The organism is Acinetobacter calcoaceticus (assembly GCF_900520355.1).
Lineage (GTDB): Bacteria > Pseudomonadota > Gammaproteobacteria > Pseudomonadales > Moraxellaceae > Acinetobacter > Acinetobacter calcoaceticus_C.
Genome location: NZ_LS999521.1, coordinates 1,509,125 through 1,529,494, shown reverse-complemented (window position 1 = coordinate 1,529,494; position 20,370 = coordinate 1,509,125). Strand labels below are relative to the sequence as shown.

At 36.8% G+C, this 20,370-nt stretch carries 17 protein-coding genes and 1 pseudogene; 9 read left to right on the top strand and 9 right to left on the bottom strand.

Annotated elements, in window-relative coordinates; genetic code table 11:
- Positions 1 to 56 precede the first annotated feature (56 nt).
- The 5 genes from AC2117_RS07280 (at position 57) to accC (ending at position 6,403) form a co-directional block, all read left to right on the top strand.
- Entirely contained in the window at positions 57 to 2,297 is a 2,241-nt protein-coding gene (locus AC2117_RS07280; RefSeq protein WP_133972987.1) for a TonB-dependent receptor, read from the top strand.
- A gap of 264 nt (positions 2,298 to 2,561) precedes the next feature.
- On the top strand, positions 2,562 to 3,887 hold the full coding sequence (locus tag AC2117_RS07275; protein ID WP_133972985.1) for a Y-family DNA polymerase: 1,326 nt from the start codon (positions 2,562 to 2,564) through the stop codon (positions 3,885 to 3,887).
- A 235-nt stretch (positions 3,888 to 4,122) separates the two neighbouring features.
- The gene (gene aroQ / locus AC2117_RS07270) at positions 4,123 to 4,578 is read left to right on the top strand and encodes a type II 3-dehydroquinate dehydratase (RefSeq protein ID WP_004791768.1); all 456 of its coding nucleotides are present in this window, start codon (positions 4,123 to 4,125) and stop codon (positions 4,576 to 4,578) included.
- Positions 4,579 to 4,595: 17 nt separating this feature from the next.
- Complete coding sequence (accB, locus tag AC2117_RS07265) at positions 4,596 to 5,015, top strand: acetyl-CoA carboxylase biotin carboxyl carrier protein (protein ID WP_042893985.1); 420 nt, start codon at positions 4,596 to 4,598, stop codon at positions 5,013 to 5,015.
- A 17-nt stretch (positions 5,016 to 5,032) separates the two neighbouring features.
- Positions 5,033 to 6,403, top strand: a complete 1,371-nt coding sequence (accC, locus tag AC2117_RS07260; protein WP_133972983.1) for an acetyl-CoA carboxylase biotin carboxylase subunit — start codon at positions 5,033 to 5,035, stop codon at positions 6,401 to 6,403.
- Positions 6,404 to 6,446: 43 nt separating this feature from the next.
- Here accC and AC2117_RS07255 read toward each other — a convergent pair whose 3' ends face one another.
- The 3 genes from AC2117_RS07255 to AC2117_RS07245 form a co-directional block, all read right to left on the bottom strand.
- Positions 6,447 to 6,950, bottom strand: coding sequence for a hypothetical protein (locus tag AC2117_RS07255; RefSeq protein ID WP_003652266.1), 504 nt, complete (start codon positions 6,948 to 6,950; stop codon positions 6,447 to 6,449).
- A gap of 155 nt (positions 6,951 to 7,105) precedes the next feature.
- Positions 7,106 to 8,269 (bottom strand): MFS transporter, encoded by a 1,164-nt coding sequence (locus tag AC2117_RS07250; protein WP_133972981.1) that lies wholly within the window; start codon positions 8,267 to 8,269, stop codon positions 7,106 to 7,108.
- 265 nt (positions 8,270 to 8,534) lie between these two features.
- Positions 8,535 to 9,149 carry a TetR/AcrR family transcriptional regulator gene (locus AC2117_RS07245; RefSeq protein ID WP_133972979.1) on the bottom strand — a complete coding sequence of 205 codons (615 nt, stop codon included), beginning with the start codon at positions 9,147 to 9,149 and terminating at the stop codon, positions 8,535 to 8,537.
- Between the two features lie 109 nt (positions 9,150 to 9,258).
- On the opposite strand from AC2117_RS07245, the gene AC2117_RS07240 reads away from it, so the two are divergent.
- Positions 9,259 to 9,660 carry a DoxX family protein gene (locus AC2117_RS07240; protein ID WP_133972977.1) on the top strand — a complete coding sequence of 134 codons (402 nt, stop codon included), beginning with the start codon at positions 9,259 to 9,261 and terminating at the stop codon, positions 9,658 to 9,660.
- A gap of 138 nt (positions 9,661 to 9,798) precedes the next feature.
- Here the strand turns inward: AC2117_RS07240 and AC2117_RS07235 are convergent.
- The 6 genes and pseudogenes from AC2117_RS07235 to AC2117_RS07210 form a co-directional block, all read right to left on the bottom strand.
- A pseudogene (locus AC2117_RS07235) lies at positions 9,799 to 10,141 on the bottom strand (putative peptidoglycan-binding domain-containing protein); the annotation flags it as partial.
- A gap of 484 nt (positions 10,142 to 10,625) precedes the next feature.
- Positions 10,626 to 11,654, bottom strand: a complete 1,029-nt coding sequence (locus AC2117_RS07230; RefSeq protein ID WP_133972975.1) for a spore coat U domain-containing protein — start codon at positions 11,652 to 11,654, stop codon at positions 10,626 to 10,628.
- A complete protein-coding gene (locus tag AC2117_RS07225; protein ID WP_227549251.1) occupies positions 11,645 to 14,053 on the bottom strand; it encodes a fimbria/pilus outer membrane usher protein in 2,409 nt (802 codons plus the stop codon). Before AC2117_RS07225 ends, AC2117_RS07230 begins: the two co-directional genes overlap by 10 nt.
- A gap of 40 nt (positions 14,054 to 14,093) precedes the next feature.
- Positions 14,094 to 14,801 carry a molecular chaperone gene (locus tag AC2117_RS07220; RefSeq protein ID WP_133972971.1) on the bottom strand — a complete coding sequence of 236 codons (708 nt, stop codon included), beginning with the start codon at positions 14,799 to 14,801 and terminating at the stop codon, positions 14,094 to 14,096.
- 83 nt (positions 14,802 to 14,884) lie between these two features.
- Positions 14,885 to 15,412, bottom strand: a complete 528-nt coding sequence (locus AC2117_RS07215; protein WP_197731004.1) for a spore coat U domain-containing protein — start codon at positions 15,410 to 15,412, stop codon at positions 14,885 to 14,887.
- 534 nt (positions 15,413 to 15,946) lie between these two features.
- Positions 15,947 to 16,378: a hypothetical protein gene (locus AC2117_RS07210; RefSeq protein ID WP_133972969.1), complete on the bottom strand. Its 432-nt coding sequence runs from the start codon at positions 16,376 to 16,378 to the stop codon at positions 15,947 to 15,949.
- A gap of 463 nt (positions 16,379 to 16,841) precedes the next feature.
- Between AC2117_RS07210 and AC2117_RS07205 the strand changes: the two genes are divergently transcribed.
- From AC2117_RS07205 to AC2117_RS07195, 3 genes are all read left to right on the top strand, one after another.
- On the top strand, positions 16,842 to 18,515 hold the full coding sequence (locus AC2117_RS07205; protein WP_197731003.1) for an FMN-binding glutamate synthase family protein: 1,674 nt from the start codon (positions 16,842 to 16,844) through the stop codon (positions 18,513 to 18,515).
- 210 nt (positions 18,516 to 18,725) lie between these two features.
- A complete protein-coding gene (locus AC2117_RS07200; RefSeq protein WP_133972967.1) occupies positions 18,726 to 19,781 on the top strand; it encodes a linear amide C-N hydrolase in 1,056 nt (351 codons plus the stop codon).
- Positions 19,782 to 19,843: 62 nt separating this feature from the next.
- On the top strand, positions 19,844 to 20,347 hold the full coding sequence (locus tag AC2117_RS07195; protein WP_133972966.1) for a hypothetical protein: 504 nt from the start codon (positions 19,844 to 19,846) through the stop codon (positions 20,345 to 20,347).
- The last annotated feature ends 23 nt before the right edge of the window (positions 20,348 to 20,370 follow it).

Here is a 20,370-nt window from a genome sequence, read left to right as displayed (position 1 = left end):
TACAATGATTCTCATTTATAATTCGCTCAATTTAAAATCACTCTCAGGGCGAGAAAATGGGAAATAAGATAAAAAGTAATAAACTTTTTACAAGAAAGTCTGAAGTAAAAAATATCATTCCACTTCTTTCACTTAGTGGATTCATCTTTCTTTCAAACTCTGCTTTCGCGGTCTCACCCTCTGAGCCAACAGAAACAGAAAAAAAGCCCGAAGCACTTCCTACAATTACAATTTCCGCTTCACGTGCAGATGAACTCTCTACTTCTGCCAAGCAAGTCACCAAGCTAGATGAAAAACAAATTGAACTTTTAAGAAATGGTTCATCTGGAAGTATTGCGACTGTATTAGCAAAAGCTGTACCGGGCCTGTCTGACTCAAGCCGTACTATTACCGATTACGGTCAAACTTTGCGTGGTCGTAATGCCCTCATCTTGGTTGATGGCGTGCCGATGAACTTAACACGAGATACTTCACGCGGACTTTCCTCAATTGACCCAGAAAGTATTGCCAACATTGAAGTCATTCGAGGCAGTAATGCAATTTATGGCGGCGGTGCTGCCGGCGGTATTATTTCAATTACCACGAAAGCTGCGGGTGGCGAACCTACAGCAAACACTGTAGTTGGACTTCAAACACCTTTAACAAATTTCCGTTCTAATGCCCTAAGCGGAGATATTCATCAATATTTCACAGGCAGCTTTAACGCTTTTGATTATGCACTCGACTTTGGTTATCAACGTATTGGTAGTCCGTACGATGCAAGTGGTGATCGTGTTGCACCTGAACCAAGTCAGGGCGACCTTTATGATTCCGATGGCTACAGCGTAGGCGGTAAGCTTGGTTATCACATTGATGACAATCAATACCTACAATTCGCAGCAAACTACTATAATGCCGAGCAAGACTCAGATTATGCATCTGACCCAAGTGTAAAAAAAGCTCCAGTTGGAACTGTGCCAGCGAAAGCCATCAAAGGATTAAAGCTTAAAGACCAAAATAAAAATGAAAACCAAATATACAATTTAACCTATACCAATAAAGACTTATTGGGTAATAAGGTTGATGCTCAAATTTATTACCGCGACTTCTTTACCCGTTTTTCACCATTTGATGCTCGTGGAAATGCGAACCGTGGCAAACAAGTCGACCAGATTTATCAAGAAAATAATGTACTCGGTAGCCGCTTAACTGTTACAACACCACTTGAGTTTTTAGGCGATACATCATTGGTTTGGGGTGGTGACTTCAGCCGTGAAAAAAGCGAAATGCCTTTAGATATTTTTGACCCTCAAATTTATGATCAATCAGGTGGTCTAGAATTTGTAAAAACTGGCAAGCTCATTTATTTACCCGAACTCACCACGCAAAGTGTTGGCGGTTTTATACAGTTAAAACACCGCTTTAATGACCAATGGTCAGCTGAAGCAGGTACACGCTATGAAGACAGCTATGCGCAAATTGATAGTTTTGTTCCATTATCACAATTAGGTAAGACCAACCCTTACACTGTTCCAGGCGGAAAAGTGAAAGCTGGTGCATGGTTATACAATGCTAATGTGACCTTTTCTCCAAATGATCAAAACTCGATCTATGCATCGTTTAACCAAGGTTTTCAGTTGCCTGATGTAGGTTTAATTATCCGTAATGCTGGTGAAGGTTTTAACCTTGGCTCATCATTTTTAGAACCTGTAAAAGTTGATAACTACGAACTGGGCTGGAAAGGTAATTTCAATAACTTCTCATCAAGTTTAGCGGTATTCCACTCAACATCTGATCTTGGGGCTGTGCAATCTTTCAACAATGGTCTGGTGCTTGCTAGAACAAAAGAAAAAGTAACTGGTGTTGAAGCAACTGTTGACTATCTTAATGATGCAAATGTTTGGGGAACTGGTGGTAGTGTAACGTGGATGAAGGGGCGCGAAACACCTCAAGGCAGTGATACAGACCGTGATATGACGGGCTTCCGTATACCGCCTTTAAAACTCACAGCTTACGTTTCTTATAGTCCAACAGAAACTTGGACCAACCGTCTACAAGCAACTTACTTCGGTTCAGAAGATTACCGCTTAAATGGTGTAAATGGTTTTGGTCGCTATGATGTGAAGTCTTACACAACAGCCGATTTAATCAGTAGCTTTGCGCTTAACAAGAAAGACACTGTGACGATTGGTTTAGAAAACATGTTTAATCGTAAGTACTACCCTCTCTATAGTCAATTATTAAGAACTAGCGATAACACTAGCCATTTAGTGGCAAATGGGGCAACGCTTAAAGTTTCTTATAGCCATAAATGGTAATTAAAATTACATAGTATGTGTCACAAAAAAGGAGATCTATTACGGTCTCCTTTTTTTATTTAAAAATTATTTAAGTCTTACCTTCTTTTCTTTATTGGCTTGAAGCCGACTGTCGGGACTACCCTAGCTTTCTAGCAGAAATTTTGTTAACTTGATTTTGTTACATATTCAAAATATAACTTTCTACCAACACTTTTCAACATCGTGTCTGTGAAACTCAATTTATGCATGTAGCTTTACCAATATTTTTAAGGGGAAATCATAATGGAAATCTCACATCGAGAAATTTATGCGCTTGTAGACATTAATAATTGTTATGTCAGCTGTGAGCGACTATTCAACCCCAAACTTATTGGTTTGCCTGTTGTAGTACTTTCTAATAACGATGGATGCGTTGTATCACGCAGCGAAGAAGCAAAAGACTTGGGTATAAAAATGGCAATCCCATGGTATCAAATTGAAAAAGAAGCTCTGCAAGCAGGCGTACACGTCTATTCAAGCAACTACACTTTATATGCCGAAATGTCACGTCGCTTTTTTTCAGTTTTAGGTGAATTTTTTTCCCCTGATGATTTAGAAGCTTATTCTATTGATGAATGCTTTATCCGTCTGACCCCTTATCTTCAATCTCTAGATATCCATTCTTATTGCGCCAAAGTCGTGAAAACCTTAGAAAAATGGTTAAGCTTACCTTGCTGTATTGGCATCGGCTATTCAAAAACTCAAGCTAAGTTAGCCAATCACTATGCAAAAAAAATTAAAAGCTTTAATGGGATTTGTAATTTTACCACCTTAGATCCCTTACTTCTTGAAGACCTCATGCAACACACTTCGGTCAAAGAAGTTTGGGGAGTTGGCTACCAATTGGTCAAACAATTACGAAGCTATGAAATTTATTCATGCCTAGACTTAACTTTTGCCAATGAACATCATCTAGCAAAAGCTTTTTCTGTGGTTATGGCACGTACCATTCGTGAGCTAAAAGGCCAATCCTGTATTCAACTTGATGATCCCGCTATTTCAACAAAACGAATTTTAGCATCACGCAGTTTTGCTCAAGCTTTATCCAGCCTTGAGATTATTAAACAAGCGCTTATCTTTCATCTCAACCGTGCTCACCGCCGTTTAATGAAACAAGAGCAACTCTGTGCCTGCATTCAAGTCATGCTTTATGAAAAAATAGATAAATCACCTTATAAAAAAGCCTCATCTCAAGCGATTGGCTTAAATTATGCAACAGATGATCTATGCATAATAACTAAAGCAGCAATGCAACAAATTGATGTTTTATATAAAGAAAATAAAAAATACATTAAGATTGGAGTTTTATTTTGTGGTTTGCATGCCCGTCAACATCACATTGATGATTTATGGCAACCTCTTGAGTTGATTCAGCAAAGACAACAACTCATGAAAACACTAAGTACAGTCCGTAATCGATTCGGTAGTCACTATTTACAAGTGGGCTATCATTCACGTAGCCCATCTTGGCATATGAAACAATGTCACCGTTCAAAAAACTATCTAACCCGATGGAATGAGCTACTTTTAATTGGAGAGAATTCTATGACCGTTACACAAAATACATGAACTGTTTTTGTCAATTCAGTTTAAAATAAGCTTCATTAAATTACTTGAAATTTTGTCATTTTTTAACATTGCTAAATCATCGCAAAATTCACAATATATAAGCCGAATTTGGTATACCCTTTCTGCGACAATTAAAACAAATTATAAAAAAATTGTAGAAACCTATGCCATAATAAGCAAACTTTGCAGACATCTTGCAAAGGATATTTGCAACTTTAGAGCTGGAGCAATCTGAATGAGTTCGACCATTTTGGTGATTCATGGACCGAATTTGAATTTGCTGGGAAAACGCGAACCAGAAGTATATGGTCATCTTACATTAGGTGATATTAACCAACAACTCGTTATCCAAGCTCAAAACGCTTCAATTACATTAGATACTTTTCAAAGCAATTGGGAAGGTGCCATTGTTGACCGTATTCATCAGGCACAAACCGAAGGCGTAAAACTTATTATTATTAATCCTGCGGCCCTCACCCATACTTCCGTTGCCCTACGCGATGCCCTACTCGGCGTTGCCATTCCATTTATTGAAGTACATTTGTCGAATGTTCATGCAAGAGAAGCATTCAGACATCATTCATATTTATCTGATAAAGCAATTGGCGTGATTTGTGGTCTAGGTGCAAAAGGCTATAGCTTTGCACTCGATTACGCTATTGAAAAAATTCAACCATCTAACCCAAACTAGTTTAGGAATAGTCGCCCATGGATATCCGCAAAATTAAGAAACTCATCGATTTAATGATTGAGTCTGACTTGCAAGCGATTGAAGTTAAAGAAGGTGATCAATCAATCGCTTTAACTCGCCGTAATCCAGTCGTTGCTGCGGCTGGTGTAGCACTTCCGGCAGCTTCTGTTGCAGAAGCACCAGTAGCAAAAACACCACGTGGAGCAGTTGAACCTTCTCCAATGGTTGGTGTGTTCTACGCTGCTCCAAGCCCAGGTGAAGCACCATTTGTTAAAGTAGGCCAAACTGTATCTGCTGGTGAAACTTTGGGTATTATTGAAGCAATGAAAATCATGAACCCAATTGAAGCAACTCAAAGTGGCGTGGTTGAAGAAATTTTAGTGAAAAATGGTGATGTTATCCAATTCGGTCAACCTTTATTCCGTTATCGCGCGTAATTACCTCGGGGACGTCTATGTTGCAAAAAGTTTTAATTGCAAACCGTGGTGAAATCGCTTTACGAATTACCCGGGCTTGCAAAACATTAGGAATCAAGACTGTTGGGATCTATTCAGATGCCGATAAGGACTTGATGCATTTACGTTTTGTTGATGAAGCAGTATGTATTGGTCCGGGTGCAAGTAGTGATAGCTATTTAAATATCCCGGCAATTATTACTGCTGCAGAAATTACCGGTGCCGATGCTATTCATCCCGGCTATGGTTTTCTTTCAGAAAATGCTGAATTTGCTGAAATTGTAGAAAGTTCAGGTTTTACTTTTATTGGCCCTCGCCCAGAACATATTCGCCTTATGGGGAATAAAGTTTCTGCGATTGTTGCCATGAAAAAAGCTGGTGTACCTACTGTACCTGGTTGCGACCATGCTGTGACCATCCACAATGCCTTGGCAGAAGCTAAAGAAATCGGCTTCCCGCTTATTGTTAAAGCGGCATCTGGTGGTGGCGGACGTGGTATGCGTATTGTTGAGCGTGTAGATACACTACTTGAATCAGTTCAAGCAGCACAACGCGATGCAGAAATGTGGTTTGGTGACGATACAGTTTACATGGAGCGTTTTTTACAGAAACCTCGCCATGTCGAAGTTCAAATTCTTGGTGATGGTAATGGTCATGCGATTCATTTATATGACCGCGACTGTTCATTACAACGTCGTCATCAAAAAGTGCTAGAAGAAGCGCCTGCCCCAAATCTACCAGAACAAGCTCGAGCTGATATTCTAGAAGCATGTGTTCATGCATGTCAGTTAATGCAATATCGCGGTGCTGGTACGTTTGAATTTTTATTTGAAGACGGTGAATTCTTCTTTATCGAAATGAACACTCGTGTTCAGGTAGAGCACCCTGTTACTGAAATGGTGACTGGTGTTGACATTATTGAACAACAGCTACGTATTGCAGGCGGCCTAGGACTAGAACTTCAACAAGAAGATATCAAAGTTCAAGGACATGCAATCGAATGTCGTATCAATGCTGAAGACCCAACAACTTTCTTACCTTCACCAGGTAAAATCGAAAGTTTCTATGCACCAGGCGGTGCTGGTATTCGTTTAGACTCTCATATCTATCCAGAATATAGCATTCCACCTTACTATGACTCTATGATTGCCAAATTGATTTCTCATGGTAAAGACCGTGAAACGTCAATTGCACGTATGCGTCAAGCTTTAGATGAAATGATCCTTACAGGAATTAAAACCAATATTCCTCTGCATAAAGATCTTATTTTGCAAGATAAGAGCTTCTGCTCTCAAGCAATGGACATCCATTACCTTGAAAAACACTTGCTAAAGCAATTGGAAGAAAAGAAGAAAGCTGAAACTGTATAATAAAAAAAGCCTCTTATAAAGAGGCTTTTTTATATCTATTACTTTATGGTAGTACTCTACGCAAAGTCGCAAAACACTGTTCACCCTTAGCGGTTGAACAGAAGTTAATAGTATGATCATTTTTCCACTGTACAAAATATTGAGAAACATCACCTGTTTGATCTTGTTTCTGTCCAGAACAATCCATTTTATTATTATCAAATTTAATTTGCATGACCAAAGCAGCTAACTGCTCTTTAGGATCATCTGACGGTTGATATTCATATAAGCCATATGACCATTCTTGACCACTTTTGATCACTACATCATTACTACTACGGAAGTTATAATATTCCACACATTTCTTATTATTTGGAATTTCCATTCCCCATAATCCCATAATTTCAGGACGCGTAACAATACGTATAGCATTAGGATTACTTGCAGTCCGAACGGGTTGTTCGGCTGGCTGTTGAGTAGCCGTTTCTGCCACAGCTAAACCAGAACAAGCCCACAATAATCCAATAATATAAATATTTTTCATAGATTTATTAATCATTAAACGCATGAAGTTAAGTTAGCATATTTTTTGACAAAATCACGGGTTCATAACCATATAAAAACAATATTTTTCAACTGTAACGTGCTACAACAAGTCATCAAACAATTTTATATTTACTTGCTTTTTTCAATATAAATGCCTTGTTTTACATTATCTCAAGCTTATGCCGTTGAAGAATCGATGTGTTTAGGAAGCCACATTACAAAGCATAAACCTAAGAGCACAACCAAGCTGGCACACATAAAGATGAGCTCACCGGAAAGAATTTTCCAAAAATGCCCAGCCAGAACACTACCAAAAGCCACACCCAACCCCCACATGGTGCTGTAAAGAGCTTGTCCACGCCCTTGTTGTCCAGCTGAGAAATTTTGAAAAATAACTCGCATTGCAATTAAGTGAAATAGACCAAAACTAAAAGCATGCAAACACTGTGCAAAAAGTTGACCAACAAAGTAATGCGAAAATAGTGCCACTAACATCCAACGTATGCTCGTCACTAGCAGACATACAATCACCAAACTACGCCATGAAAAACGTTGAAAAACCTTTGGAGCAATTGAAAACATAAAAATTTCTGCAAAAACCCCCATAGCCCATAAAAATCCAATTTCAGTCGTACTAAAATTCAAAGATTTCAGAAAATTACTATAAAAACTATAAAAAGGCGCATGTGAAAAAAGTAAAATAAATTCAATTATAAAAAATGCAGCTACTATCGGGCGTTTAAGTACAGGAAGTAAAGGCTCCAACTGCTTTTGTGAGGTAGGCGCACCATCCGGTTCTCGAATTGTGAAAGACCAAATAAATGCCAATGAAGCAATAATTAATAATAAAATCGGAAGCATCGAAATAGGTACTATTTCTAGAAGTGTACCAATAACGAAAACGCCCACAATGAATCCAACAGATCCCCACTTACGGATTTTGCCGTAAAGTTTAGCTTTTTGATCGCCCAACCAAAATAAAGTAACTCCTTCAAATTGAGCTAAAATAGCATTTTGAAAGAAGCTAAAAATAAGCATGAGTAAAGCAATAGATTGAAAGGTATTTGGAACTATAAAAATAGCCAACCATATACATGATTCCATCCAAGTCGCCAAACGTACTAGTAGCATTCTTTTACCAGATTTGTCAGCAATCCACCCCCAAACTAAAGGCGCAAAAAAACGCGTTACAATGGCAATTGATGATAAAATACCAATTTCTTGATAGTTAAACCCCTGATCTTGAAGATATAAGTTCCAATAAGGCATGAAAGTGCCAACAATTGAATAATAGAAAAAGTAGAATCCGCCGAGTCTAGTTTGGATTGTAAGTGGTTGCATTAAGTTGCTTTATCTTGAATTTTCAAATAGTTAATTATAATTAAAGTTGCATCCATTTGTACTGATATGCTGTATTTTGCACTTCACTAATCTACAAATCAGTCTACAAATTTAATTTCCAATCAATTTAAAAAAATTTGTAGACTGCATGCTTTTTAAGCAGAAACTACTCATCAAATTACTGATCGTCGCAATTCTATCATTTCGATTAGAACGTAAATGAATTATTGTTGACAGAAATAATAAAAACCCTCTAAAGAGAGCTTTAGTTTTTTATACCATTTAGAAAAGTTGAAACCGCCATCTCAACACGTTCATCTATTTGGCTATCAGAAACTATTTCACCAGATATAATTTTGAATTGTAGATCTGAGATGAGCATATCGCAAAATAAAGCACCCATGACTTTCGGTTTTGAAACTTTTATCTCCCCAACTTCAGCTCTTCTCATTAAAAGATCTGCGGCTAAAGTATATGCGCTAACTGGGCCTAATTGTACGAATGTCTTTGCAAACTCGGGATAACGAGTCGCTTCGGAAAGTACCAATTTCTGTAAAGCAATTACGCGTGAAGATAAAAGTACTGATAAAAATATTCTTCCAAAAGAAGTGAGAGCTTGCTCAATAGAACCACCTTCTATAGGCAAAGCTTTTAGTGGATCAAGTACTTGCTGGCATACATCAGCAATCACACTCCTAAAAAGCCCTTCTTTATCTCCAAACTGAGCATATAGGTCCCTTTTAGATCCGCCTATCTTAGAAATAATTGCATTAATAGAGACTCTTGAATAACCATGCTCCAGAAACATATCACCTACTGTCTGAATTATAAGGCGATTTTTATTATCAATTTGCTTGGTTTTGCTACTTTCACTTATCACAATTCTTTCCTACAAAATAAAAGGCGTGCCATGGCTATTGACATTACCATGTACAAAAGTATGATGGTAACGATCATTACCATCAACCCTGAACAGGAATTACCTTCTTATGGCATCCTTAATTCAAAATGCTTTAGCAAGTAATTACGCATTAGTTATTGGAAGAATAGTTTTATCTTCATTTTTTTTAATTGCTGGTATTTTTGGTGTTTTTAACTTTGATGCTGTTGTTAATGAAATGATTCGAGCGAATCTACCGCTTCCTCAATTATTTGCTTTTGCAACTATAGCTGTTCAACTTGTAGGATCAATTCTACTTATTTCAAATTTTGCAGGACTTACATGGTTAGGTGCAGGAATACTTACCGTTTTCACTTTACTTTGTATTCCTGTTGGACACCCCTTTTGGGAATTAGCTGAACCACAGAGAACTCAAGATTTCCAAATTGTTTTAGAACATATTGCTTTAACTGGAGGACTTCTCTTAGCAGCAATAGCCACCAAGAAATAAGTTTAGATAAAAAATATTAAAATCTTCTGTATTATATGAGTCCTATTTCCCGCAGGACTCATTACTTACTTATCATGTCTCTATCTTTACCTTGAAATGTACATTCTCAAAGCAGAATACACAGTAAGACTAGAACCTTCATAAGGAAACTCGGTTAGCAGCGGTCCAGCCATAGAAGAATTGTTCTTGTCGTGGATTATGCTCACAAATTTCAATATAGCGTTGACCTTGCATGATATTAAACACGTACCAGAGTCTTTTCACCCTCTTTACTACGTTTGGACAAGTACACTTTAAGGGCATTTATTGTTGCTGATCCATGAATCCCATCTACTGCAAGATCTCGCCAACCTGCTTTACCTTAGTTATTCAGTAAATTTAAAGCAGGTTATAAAAGTGGTGTTGCAAAGCCAGTACCACAGTTCCCATCGGTATCTAAAAGTTCTTCAGCAATAGCAGAAGAAGTAGAATCCACCGAGTCTAGTTCGGATTGTAAGTGGTTGGAACAAGTTGTAAACCTTGGTATTTTCAATAGGTTAAAATTCGAGATAGTTGTATATATCAAAGCACCCCAACCCTACAATTTTAACACTTTGTTTTCCAATACAAATAAATAATTTATTAATAACCAGTTTTGCCCTTAAAATCTTTTTTTATTGATAAGAAAGATTAAATAAAGATAAGAGAACTGTAATTTAATTTGTACAATGTGTTAACTTGTGTAAAAATACATTTAATATTCATAAGGTATTTATTCATCAGATGTTTTTTCTTATTTTTTTAATTTGTCTTTTTCTGTTTTTACTTATTCTAAAACAACATTACCGTTAATCACCTTTTTACATCTATCTTTTCTTTAAATGTTCAAATTAAGCTTAGCTTAAATATTAAATCTAAAACTCTTGGGTATTTGCATTACCAATCCAACTCCAGAAACTTACTCAATATCAAATTCCAACAGATCATTAATAAGTGACTGTAACAACTATAGTGTCTGAGTAGTTACCTGGAGTCGTTGAAATAGTTGTACCCTGCGGAATTTTTCCATAGACATTTGTACTTTGAGCATTCCCCGATCCCGTCTTAGATACGCCCCCAGCGCCTCCAATTACGGTTACACCACCAGTTGTGTTCCATACCGTACTATAAGTCGAGTTCTGATATAGCTGATAAGGAATGTATTGACTACTACCATTTGTCATACGTCTAAAACTGCCAACAATACGGTTATTTCCATCCCCCAAATAAATGCTATATGGTGTTCCATTGTTACAAGTCGTATTCACTGCGCCTTGTGCTGTGTAATCACGAGTGGCTGTGCCAATATCATTAATATTGCCGAAATCTACATTTGAAGTTGAATCTAATTGACACAAACTTGGCATAACATAATTAGCAGTTATAGTGGCATTACCTGAGTCCCACCCGCCTCCACTATTTCCTTCACAAACAGTGCTAGAGCTTGCCTGCATATCCCAGAAAAGCTGAACCGTACCAGTATATGTACCTTTAGGGTACGCAATAAGAGAACCAGTGCGGGCTGGAACTTTTACATTTACAGAGTAATTAATAATATTATTTGAAGCGACTGTTCTCACTGGTCCAGACCAAACATTTGAGGTCTGATTTGTGCTAGAAGAACCTGCGCCACCTACAGTTGCAGTGACCGTATAAGGCAATGAAACACTGTTATTGGTGTTTGTGGTTCCCGTAAATACGGTTTTCATACACATATAAGCTGAAATTTCAGGAGTAGTACGTCCACCAAGACAGCTAATCGTGCCAGAAAAGTTGATGTTTGCATCACTATTAATGGTGGCAGCCGTATAGGTATACGTACTATTAGTGGTTCCGGTTACCGTACAAGCCGCATGTGCAGAGCTAAAAAATGCATATAATATAAAAAACAGAACAGGTGCTAAAATATACTTTATGGCCAATGAAAACTTTTTACTATTCATCCAAAAACTATGGCTCGCAGTAGTTATTGACATACATAAGGCCCCAATTTTTTAGCACTGTATTGATTATTTTCATACGCAAAATTAACTTGGCATGAACCATGATCCAGAAGATCGACTTCAAGTTTGTTTTGTTTTAATAGATTTGGAATAAATACTTCACCGTCGTAACCCAGTACACCATCTTCTTGGCCATTAATTCGAACTGTATAACCCGGCAATAAAGGTGAGTTGTTCTGATCAACAAGTTTCACTAATCCTGAAATGACCTGATGAGCACCAAAGTCAATAAGACCACCTTGGCGATAACCTACCACCGTTTTTTGATCTGTAGATTTAACGCTCCAATTTAAAGGAAGATACGACGGATCTAAATAAATATGATTCTCTTTATATGGCATTAAACTAGGAATCAGAAATCTTCCAGACTTATCAGTTACGCCTAAATTAACGCCACCATTTAGAATTTGGCTTTGCGGTCCAGCATTAGTCACGATCGCATAGCCATCTCCAATTTCATTGGCCGCAAAAATCCTTCCAGCTGCCGCAACCAACGATCCCGTCGCTGAAACTGCAACTTGATCGTTATCCCCAATTCGGTTATATCGCCCTGTCAGGTAAGCAGCACGGGCACGGTAAGAGGCATACACCGATGCATTGTTTTGATTGGCATCCTGATCATGCTCAACATAGCCACCCCATCCAAATGCACCGATTTGTGGTTCTGATAAACCAAATATTTCTTGGCGATAACTCAACCTGCCGCTATCACTAGAAACACTCGTAATCGCATTAACTCGGGTAGACGGTGTATAACGCAACGCAAAGTAAATGCCATAGTCTTTGTGGTTTTCATAATCTTTATACGCTGAGGTATAAAATCCCCAGTTCTTGTTCAGGCTTCCGCTTAAATTGGCAGACAATAACTTATAGGAGTTATCACTAAATTTAATCTGGTTATAACTTAGATAAGCCCCATAGCCTGCATAAAAATTATAGTTAATCCCTGCTCTAAAAATCTCATCTGCCAGTGCGCTGTAGCTCAGATAGTTTTTGGGTTCAGCATCGGTTTGGTTATCTTTTAAATATCGAATTTGAGACACACGGGCAAGGTCAAAGTAGTTATCAAATACTTTGCGATAACTGGTATTAAACGAAATATTCTTGCTAATCCGCCCCTCTAAACCAACTAAGGCAGAATAACCGTTTTCATCTTTATACTGGCTCGCCGCAATGTCGGCATTCACCACCCCAATACCAAACAGGTTCTTGGCAAAGCCAGTGCCCAGATTTGATAGCCCATCCGTTGAAGCCTCTGCACCACCGCTTAAGGTCAGTGAGTTACTATAACCGTATCGAATCGCACCCGAAGCAAAAGTGGCATCATCATAATCGTTTGAATATAGCCCAAAGTTATAGCGTGGCACCCCTATATCTACTGAAAATTCATTGATGCCTTTTGCCAGAATTTTAGATGAAAAATAATAAGCCTGTTTGGTAATGCTCTGCTGACCGGTTGCATCGGTGGTCACAAGCGTGACTTCGTTTCCGGAAATAAATGGTAACTGTTTAATGTCAAACGGACCCGAAGGCACAAGCCCCGAATAAATCTTTTGCTGGTTAACATATAAATCTAAAGTCGAAGGTAATGCAGCCGAGCCAGAAAATTGCGGTAGTGCCGAGGTGACAATATCACCACGTTGAGTGTAGGCACTCGACCACTGAAAACCTGCCAGACGTACGCTATTTCCCCAGTCAGAACTATTGGAAATAAAGTCTCCTAAGGTATATATCCTGATCTTTTCAGGGTCGACATACTGCCACTTACTTTCCAGACGTACCCACTTTTCATGGCTATAACTATTTTCATTACTACCGTTATATAAAACACCTGATGAAAAGTTACCGATTGCGCTATTAAAGATCCCTTCTGCCGAACCGGAGAAGACATTCTCGTCATTGGTCAGGGTGTGGTAGAGGCTATAGTTCAGAATGGCAGCGTTTAAGGGTTTCATTTTGAGTAAATGAGGGCTGGTGAGCTGTTGACCATTTAAGTCAACTGAATAATCCGTCAACATGCTTGAAGGAACTTGTAAGTTTAGAGATTGTTCATTCTCTAGATATCTAAACTGGATTCCTTTTAGCTCATTAATACACACCCATTGGCTATCTGGAGTGTGTTCATCCATTTTTACCCTTAAAACTTTTAAGTCACGAGCACGAATATATAGCTTTCCATCTTGATCTTGGCGTACCGATATTAAATCTGTTGAAATATCCGAGTTAATAGAAATCTTTAAGAAAAGCTGTGTATATGCCTTATCAGAACTAAACACCTGATGAGAAGAGCTTGTAACTTCCGGAATACTTGGTAAAGCAATATTGGTGTTATCTTGCAATGATTCAGCAAAAGCATGAATCGGCAAGTACATAACACATAAGGCACTTACGAGATATTTCATATGTGCCTCTTTAAAGAGATGTTTGCTTACCGTTAATATTCAATGAAATATTATATTTATGATCCGCTTGAAATTTAAAATCAGGGCTAATATTAAAATTTTTTGCTTTGCCAGCAAGAATATAACCATTCACCGTATTTACTTTAATGGCATAGCTTTTATTTTCTGTTACATCAACAAGTGTTAAATTATTTAAAAGTGCGTGTCGATTGCCAACATTGCTAATCATAAGAGAAGAATTATTTTGTTCTTGTTGTATTGACCACGTAAGTTTAGTCATTGCATCTTTATTTACGACAAATAAAGGCAATGACGAACGTAGTAGTACGTTAATCCCTTGATCAGCTTTACGGTTATCAATCGGTTTCGGTAGTTCATCAATAATAATACGGTATGTTTGCTCACCAGAAACTGGTGCTGGATTAATTCTAACTACACGTAAGTTATAAGAATCATTAGGTTGTAATTTTAAAAACGGGGGGCTAACCGCAATCTCATCTGTAGGTATGAGTTGATCTTGCCCAGCATTTTGGCGCCATTCAAATACACGTACCTGCAAATCAGTGCTTTCATTTGACTGGTTATATAGGCTAATTGAGGACGCCGATTGATCATTTAATATTTCAACACTTACAGGCGAAAGACGAATTGATGCAGCGTTCAGCATACTAGGCAAAAATAACAATAAACTTGTAATAACAAAGATATTTTTTCTCATGATTTGCCCAGAACTACTTTTCTCAAATTAGGCTAGCTCTCTCAATCAAGAGCTAGCAATGACACAATAAAACTTATTAAAAATTAATAAGTCACTGTTACAGTTACGGTGTCAACATAGCTACCTGCGCTTGGTAAAGTCGTCCCAGCAGGGATACGGCCATATACGTTAACTGCTTGTGGCGCACCAGTACCAGTACCGCTATATGCAGTTGTTGCAATACCAATCGCTGTTGCACGATTAGTGTCAGAGAAGAGGTTGTAAGGGATATATTCGTTGCTTGTTGCGCCACCAATCATACGACGTTGAGTCGTTTGAGCATTTTTGCCAGCATCAAAAGCCAAAGTCCATGGCACAGTGTTGTTACATAAAACTTTAATTGCAGTACCACCCGTTGTGGTGTCTGCATCCACGTTGCTAGCAAGAGAACTTAAAGTACCGAAATCTAAAACTGCATTTGCTGTTGTACCTGTAGCTGAAGTATTCAATACACAACTATTCGTAATTGTTGCTTTAACAGTCAAGGTGCCTGTTGCAGTTGCAGCATTTGCGGCATTGATAGACATTAAACCCATAGCAATTGCTGATAAACAAATGAGAGACTTTTTCATGGTTAAAAACCTTTTTTACATTACGCCAATAAAATTAATAGATGTAAAAACTAGCCTTCCCCAACACAATCACTAGCTTTTCTGATTGTTTTTTCAAAGCATTATTTTTTTACTCTACTGACCGCGCATAATACAAAAAAACAACAAAAACACTAACATAAGTTTCATTTTAAATATCAATTAATAGTTCAACTTCTGATGAATTTCTCAATTAGAAAAAGTTTTATGGTTTATTACACTTTTTATATGAATTTTCGATACTTTTATTCAGTTTTTATTAGTTTTACTAAAAAAATTATATATTTTCATTAGTTAAAATTTACCATCACTTTTAGTAATTTATAATTTTTTAACCTTTGGTCAAAAAAACAAGAATAAAAAGTAAACTACTGATTGTTCTATATATTTTAAATGAATAAGAAAACAATATTTTATGAATAAGAAATCTAAGTAACTTATAACAGTTCTAGGATTTTTTAAGAATTTTCAGTAATTAAAACAACTTTTCACCTACCATAAGAAGGTAGCATTAGCTTAACTATTTCTAAAAATTAAATGAAAAAACAGGCCGAGAAATCCACCCACCATAGCAAAACCTAATTGTATATAGGCTTTGCCATACCAAGCCAGTTTCCTAAAATGATAGTCTGCACTGCCAGAGTTGATCACAAACATATTTCTAATATCCCAACTATGAAATCCTTTAGGTCTTTCAGCAAAAAAATCTAAAATAGGTGTAAATCCTAAAACAAATACAATGCCAAGTAAGGGATAAACAATACATCCTGGAAAAATAGGATTATTCTTTCGTTCCATAGAGTCAAAGATGATAGCCACAGCGACTAACAAACTTTGTATTAGAACGACTTTTTTGAAAGTATCAAAGTCAAAACCTAGATAGAACATTAAAGTTAAGAAAAAGACTCCTGTTAGAAAAATAGAGCATATTAATAATTTCCAATTCATTTCAGTCCTTAAATAATTTTTAGAATCTTATATAGTTTTAGTAATGTCTATTAAAAAATATTATTTCAATTTATTTATATTAGCAAACAATAATTAAATAGCACAGCATTAAGTATTCCAAAATAAAAAATAACATTCAAATAATTCTCTTATTTTTAAATAAATCTAAATTTACATTTAGTTTATATATAGTTTTTTATAAATTGATTTAACAAAATATATTTTTCAGTACAACTAAACATTTATAAAATCCATTAATTTTATAATTTATCTTAATGCTAAAATCTTCAGATTAAATATTATTTATAGTCAAAATACTTTCTATTTAAAAATATATTTTTAAATCAAGCGAGCCTTTGAATGTACTCTTTCTTGTCCCCTAAAACTAACAATTTCATACTTGTAGTTTTACTCGCTTCTTGGCAAGGTATGTGCCAGTAAAACATTAGGAATTTGTTCCAATATGGCGAGTCCAGCACAAATCATTCGACATAAATTTCTCAATACATTTTTTTCACGCCATTCTCTCTGGTTCTTATGTATTTTTACTGCACTCAGCATTACATGGTTTCGCACTGTATATACCCCTCATAGTATCTATTATTTTATTTCAGATACTCTACTTAACGGTTTATGGGTACTCACGGGTGCACTAAGCTTATTAGGCCTTTATGATGTTTTGCAGAATAAACATTCAATTTTAAGAAACTACCCAATTATGGGGCATTTCCGTTTTTTGTTTGAAGATATACGCCCAGAAATTCGTCAATACTTTATTGAAGCGGATCAAGATGCTCTACCTTTTTCGCGTATGCAAAGAAGTCTAGTTTATCAACGCGCTAAAAATGAAAATGCAGATAAACCTTTTGGTTCAATTATTGACGTTTATCAAGAAAACTATCGCTTTATTGTCCACTCAATAAGCCCTTGCCCACCAGCAGATCCAAAGAGTTTCCGTATTCAGGTTGGTAATGCACAATGCCTTCAACCTTATAGCGCATCCATTATGAACATCTCTGCCATGAGCTTTGGTAGTTTAAGTGCGAATGCAATTCTTGCGTTAAATAAAGGAGCGCAGTTAGGTGGGTTTTATCATGATACTGGCGAAGGTAGTTTAAGCCCTTATCATCTAGAAAATGGTGGTGATATTGTTTGGCAAATTGCCAGTGGTTATTTTGGATGTCGTACCGTAGATGGGAAATTTGACGAGCAAAAGTTTGCCAAACAATCCCAATTACCACAGATCAAAATGATTGAACTGAAGCTTTCCCAAGGTGCAAAACCGGGCCATGGCGGTATTTTACCTAAACATAAAATTACCGCAGAAATTGCCGAAATCCGCGGCGTTTCGCGCGATCATGACTGTATTTCTCCTGCAAAGCACTCTAGTTTTTCTACCCCAATAGAAATGATGCATTTCTTACAGAAATTGCGCACATTATCTGGCGGTAAACCAGTTGGTTTTAAACTGTGTATTGGTCAACCTTGGCAATTTATGAGTATTGTTAAAGCAATGCTCGAAACAAAAATTGTTCCTGACTTTATTGTGGTTGATGGTTCTGAAGGTGGTACAGGTGCAGCACCAATTGAGTTTAGCGACAATATTGGTACTCCATTACGCGAAGGCTTGCGCTTTGTCCATAACACCCTTGTCGGTGCTGGGTTAAGAGATCAAGTTAAGATTGGTGCTAGTGGTAAAATCATCAGTGCATTTGATATTGCTAGTACTTTTGCACTAGGTGCAGATTGGGTTAACTCAGCACGTGGTTTCATGTTTGCTGTTGGATGTATTCAGGCACAAAGCTGTCACACTAACCAATGCCCTGTAGGTGTTGCAACCCAAGATAAAGACCGTCAAAAAGCAATTGATGTACCAACCAAATCAGAACGGGTATTTAATTTTCATAAAAATACATTGCATGCGTTATCAGAAATGATTGCGGCAGCTGGTTTACGTCATCCTTCAGATATTAAAGCCCACCATTTGGCTCAGCGAGTAAATGACCGCGAAATTAAGAACTATGCTCAACTGCATTTTTTCTTAAAAGAAGGTGAACTTTTACAATCTGAACTTAATAATGACGATGATAATTTCTATTATCGTATGTGGAATATGGCTGATGCTAATCATTTCTAATTTATATTAATCCTATCATTTGAGCATTACATTTATAGTGTGATGCTCTTCCATCTTTAAAACTAATTTGTGATTTTTTGATTAAATTTTACTCTCCTTTTGATTTGTATTTAATAGATTTTTCACCTAATATAAAAGTATAAATAACGTACACATTTTAATTTTATTTAATAAAAAATTTTAATGCTTATAACAAGAAGGTATTCCATCATGTTGAAAAAAACATTCATCTCTTCTTTTGTTGCACTGGCGGTAGCCTTAAGTAGCTATACTGTTGCTTGTACACGTGCTGTATATTTAGGTAATAATCAACATATTATTACGGCTCGTTCGATGGACTGGAAAGTTGATACGGGTACAAATTTATGGATTATGCCAAGCGGGGTTACCCGTGATGGTAGTGCAGGCTCCAATTCAATAAAATGGACATCTAAATATGGAAGTGTGATTGCTACAGGTTATGAAGTTTCCACAACAGATGGCATGAATGAAGCTGGATTGGTTGCCAATATTTTATGGTTAGTAGAATCTCAATATCCAGATGTAAAAAAAACTAATAAACCATTACTAAGCATTGCTGCTTGGGCACAATATGTACTCGATAATTTTGCAACTGTAGATGAGGCTGTCAAAGCCTTAGAAAAAGAACCTTACACCATTGTTACCGACAATGTTCCAGGCGAATCAAGGCTTACTACTCTGCATTTATCTATTTCTGACAAAACAGGTGATAGCGCAATTATTGAATATATTGACGGAAAGCAGACTATTCACCATAGTCGTAACTATCAAGTCATGACTAACTCACCTACTTTCGATAAGCAACTCGCACTTGCCGAATATTGGAAACAAATTGGTGGAACGATCATGCTTCCTGGTACAAACCGAGCATCTGATCGCTTTGCACGCGCATCATTTTATATTAATGCAATTCCTAAAAATGATGATAGTAAACAGGCTCAAGCCTCTGTATTTAGTGTGATTCGAAATGCATCTGTTCCCTATGGGCTAAATACTCAAGAAGAACCTAATATCTCTTCGACTCGTTGGCGAACTGTAGCCGATCATAAACAGATGCTCTATTTTTTCGAATCTGCCCTATCCCCAAATGTATTTTGGATCGACTTAAAAAAGATTAACTTTAAAGATGGTAAAACACGTAGACTTGATTTAGGGCCCGATCAAAGTCATATCTATGCAGGTGATGCTACTTCTTCCTTTAAAGTTGCCAAACCTTTTTTATTTTTAAGCCCAACTACTCGTTAATTTATGCCAAAATTTATTGGCATTAACATAAATAATATTAAACATACTGTCTTGGAATTTATATGATGAAGAAATCTCTACTCTTATTGAGTTCTTGTCTACTGACAACGGCTTGTAGCACCACACAATTTGGTACAGATAAAGCAACCGCTCCTACAGTAGTAAAGACAGCTGGTCAGCTCAACTGTTTACCAACTGAATTATGTCCTAGCATGCTCGTTAAATGGAACGAGAATCAAAAAGATCAGCTTCGCGTAGATGTTCATTTAAGTAGTAGTTATAACTTTTATGATATTAACGAGTTAATATTTGATATCGATGGGAAACGATTTAATTATCAACCCGCTCAAGCCACTGAAAAAGCGAATGTAAGCCGATTAGTTCCTAAACATTCAACTACATTCTTTATTATTCCAAGCAAATTCTTGCAAGAGTTTAAAGATGCTCAAAATGTAAACGTTTTAATCAAAACAGATAAAGGAACGATTGAACGCAATATGTATAGTCCACAAAAACAATCTTCAGTTTATAAAAACTTTATGCAGCTTTATCAAAATTCAAAATAAAGCGACAAAGATTAAGTCATGCA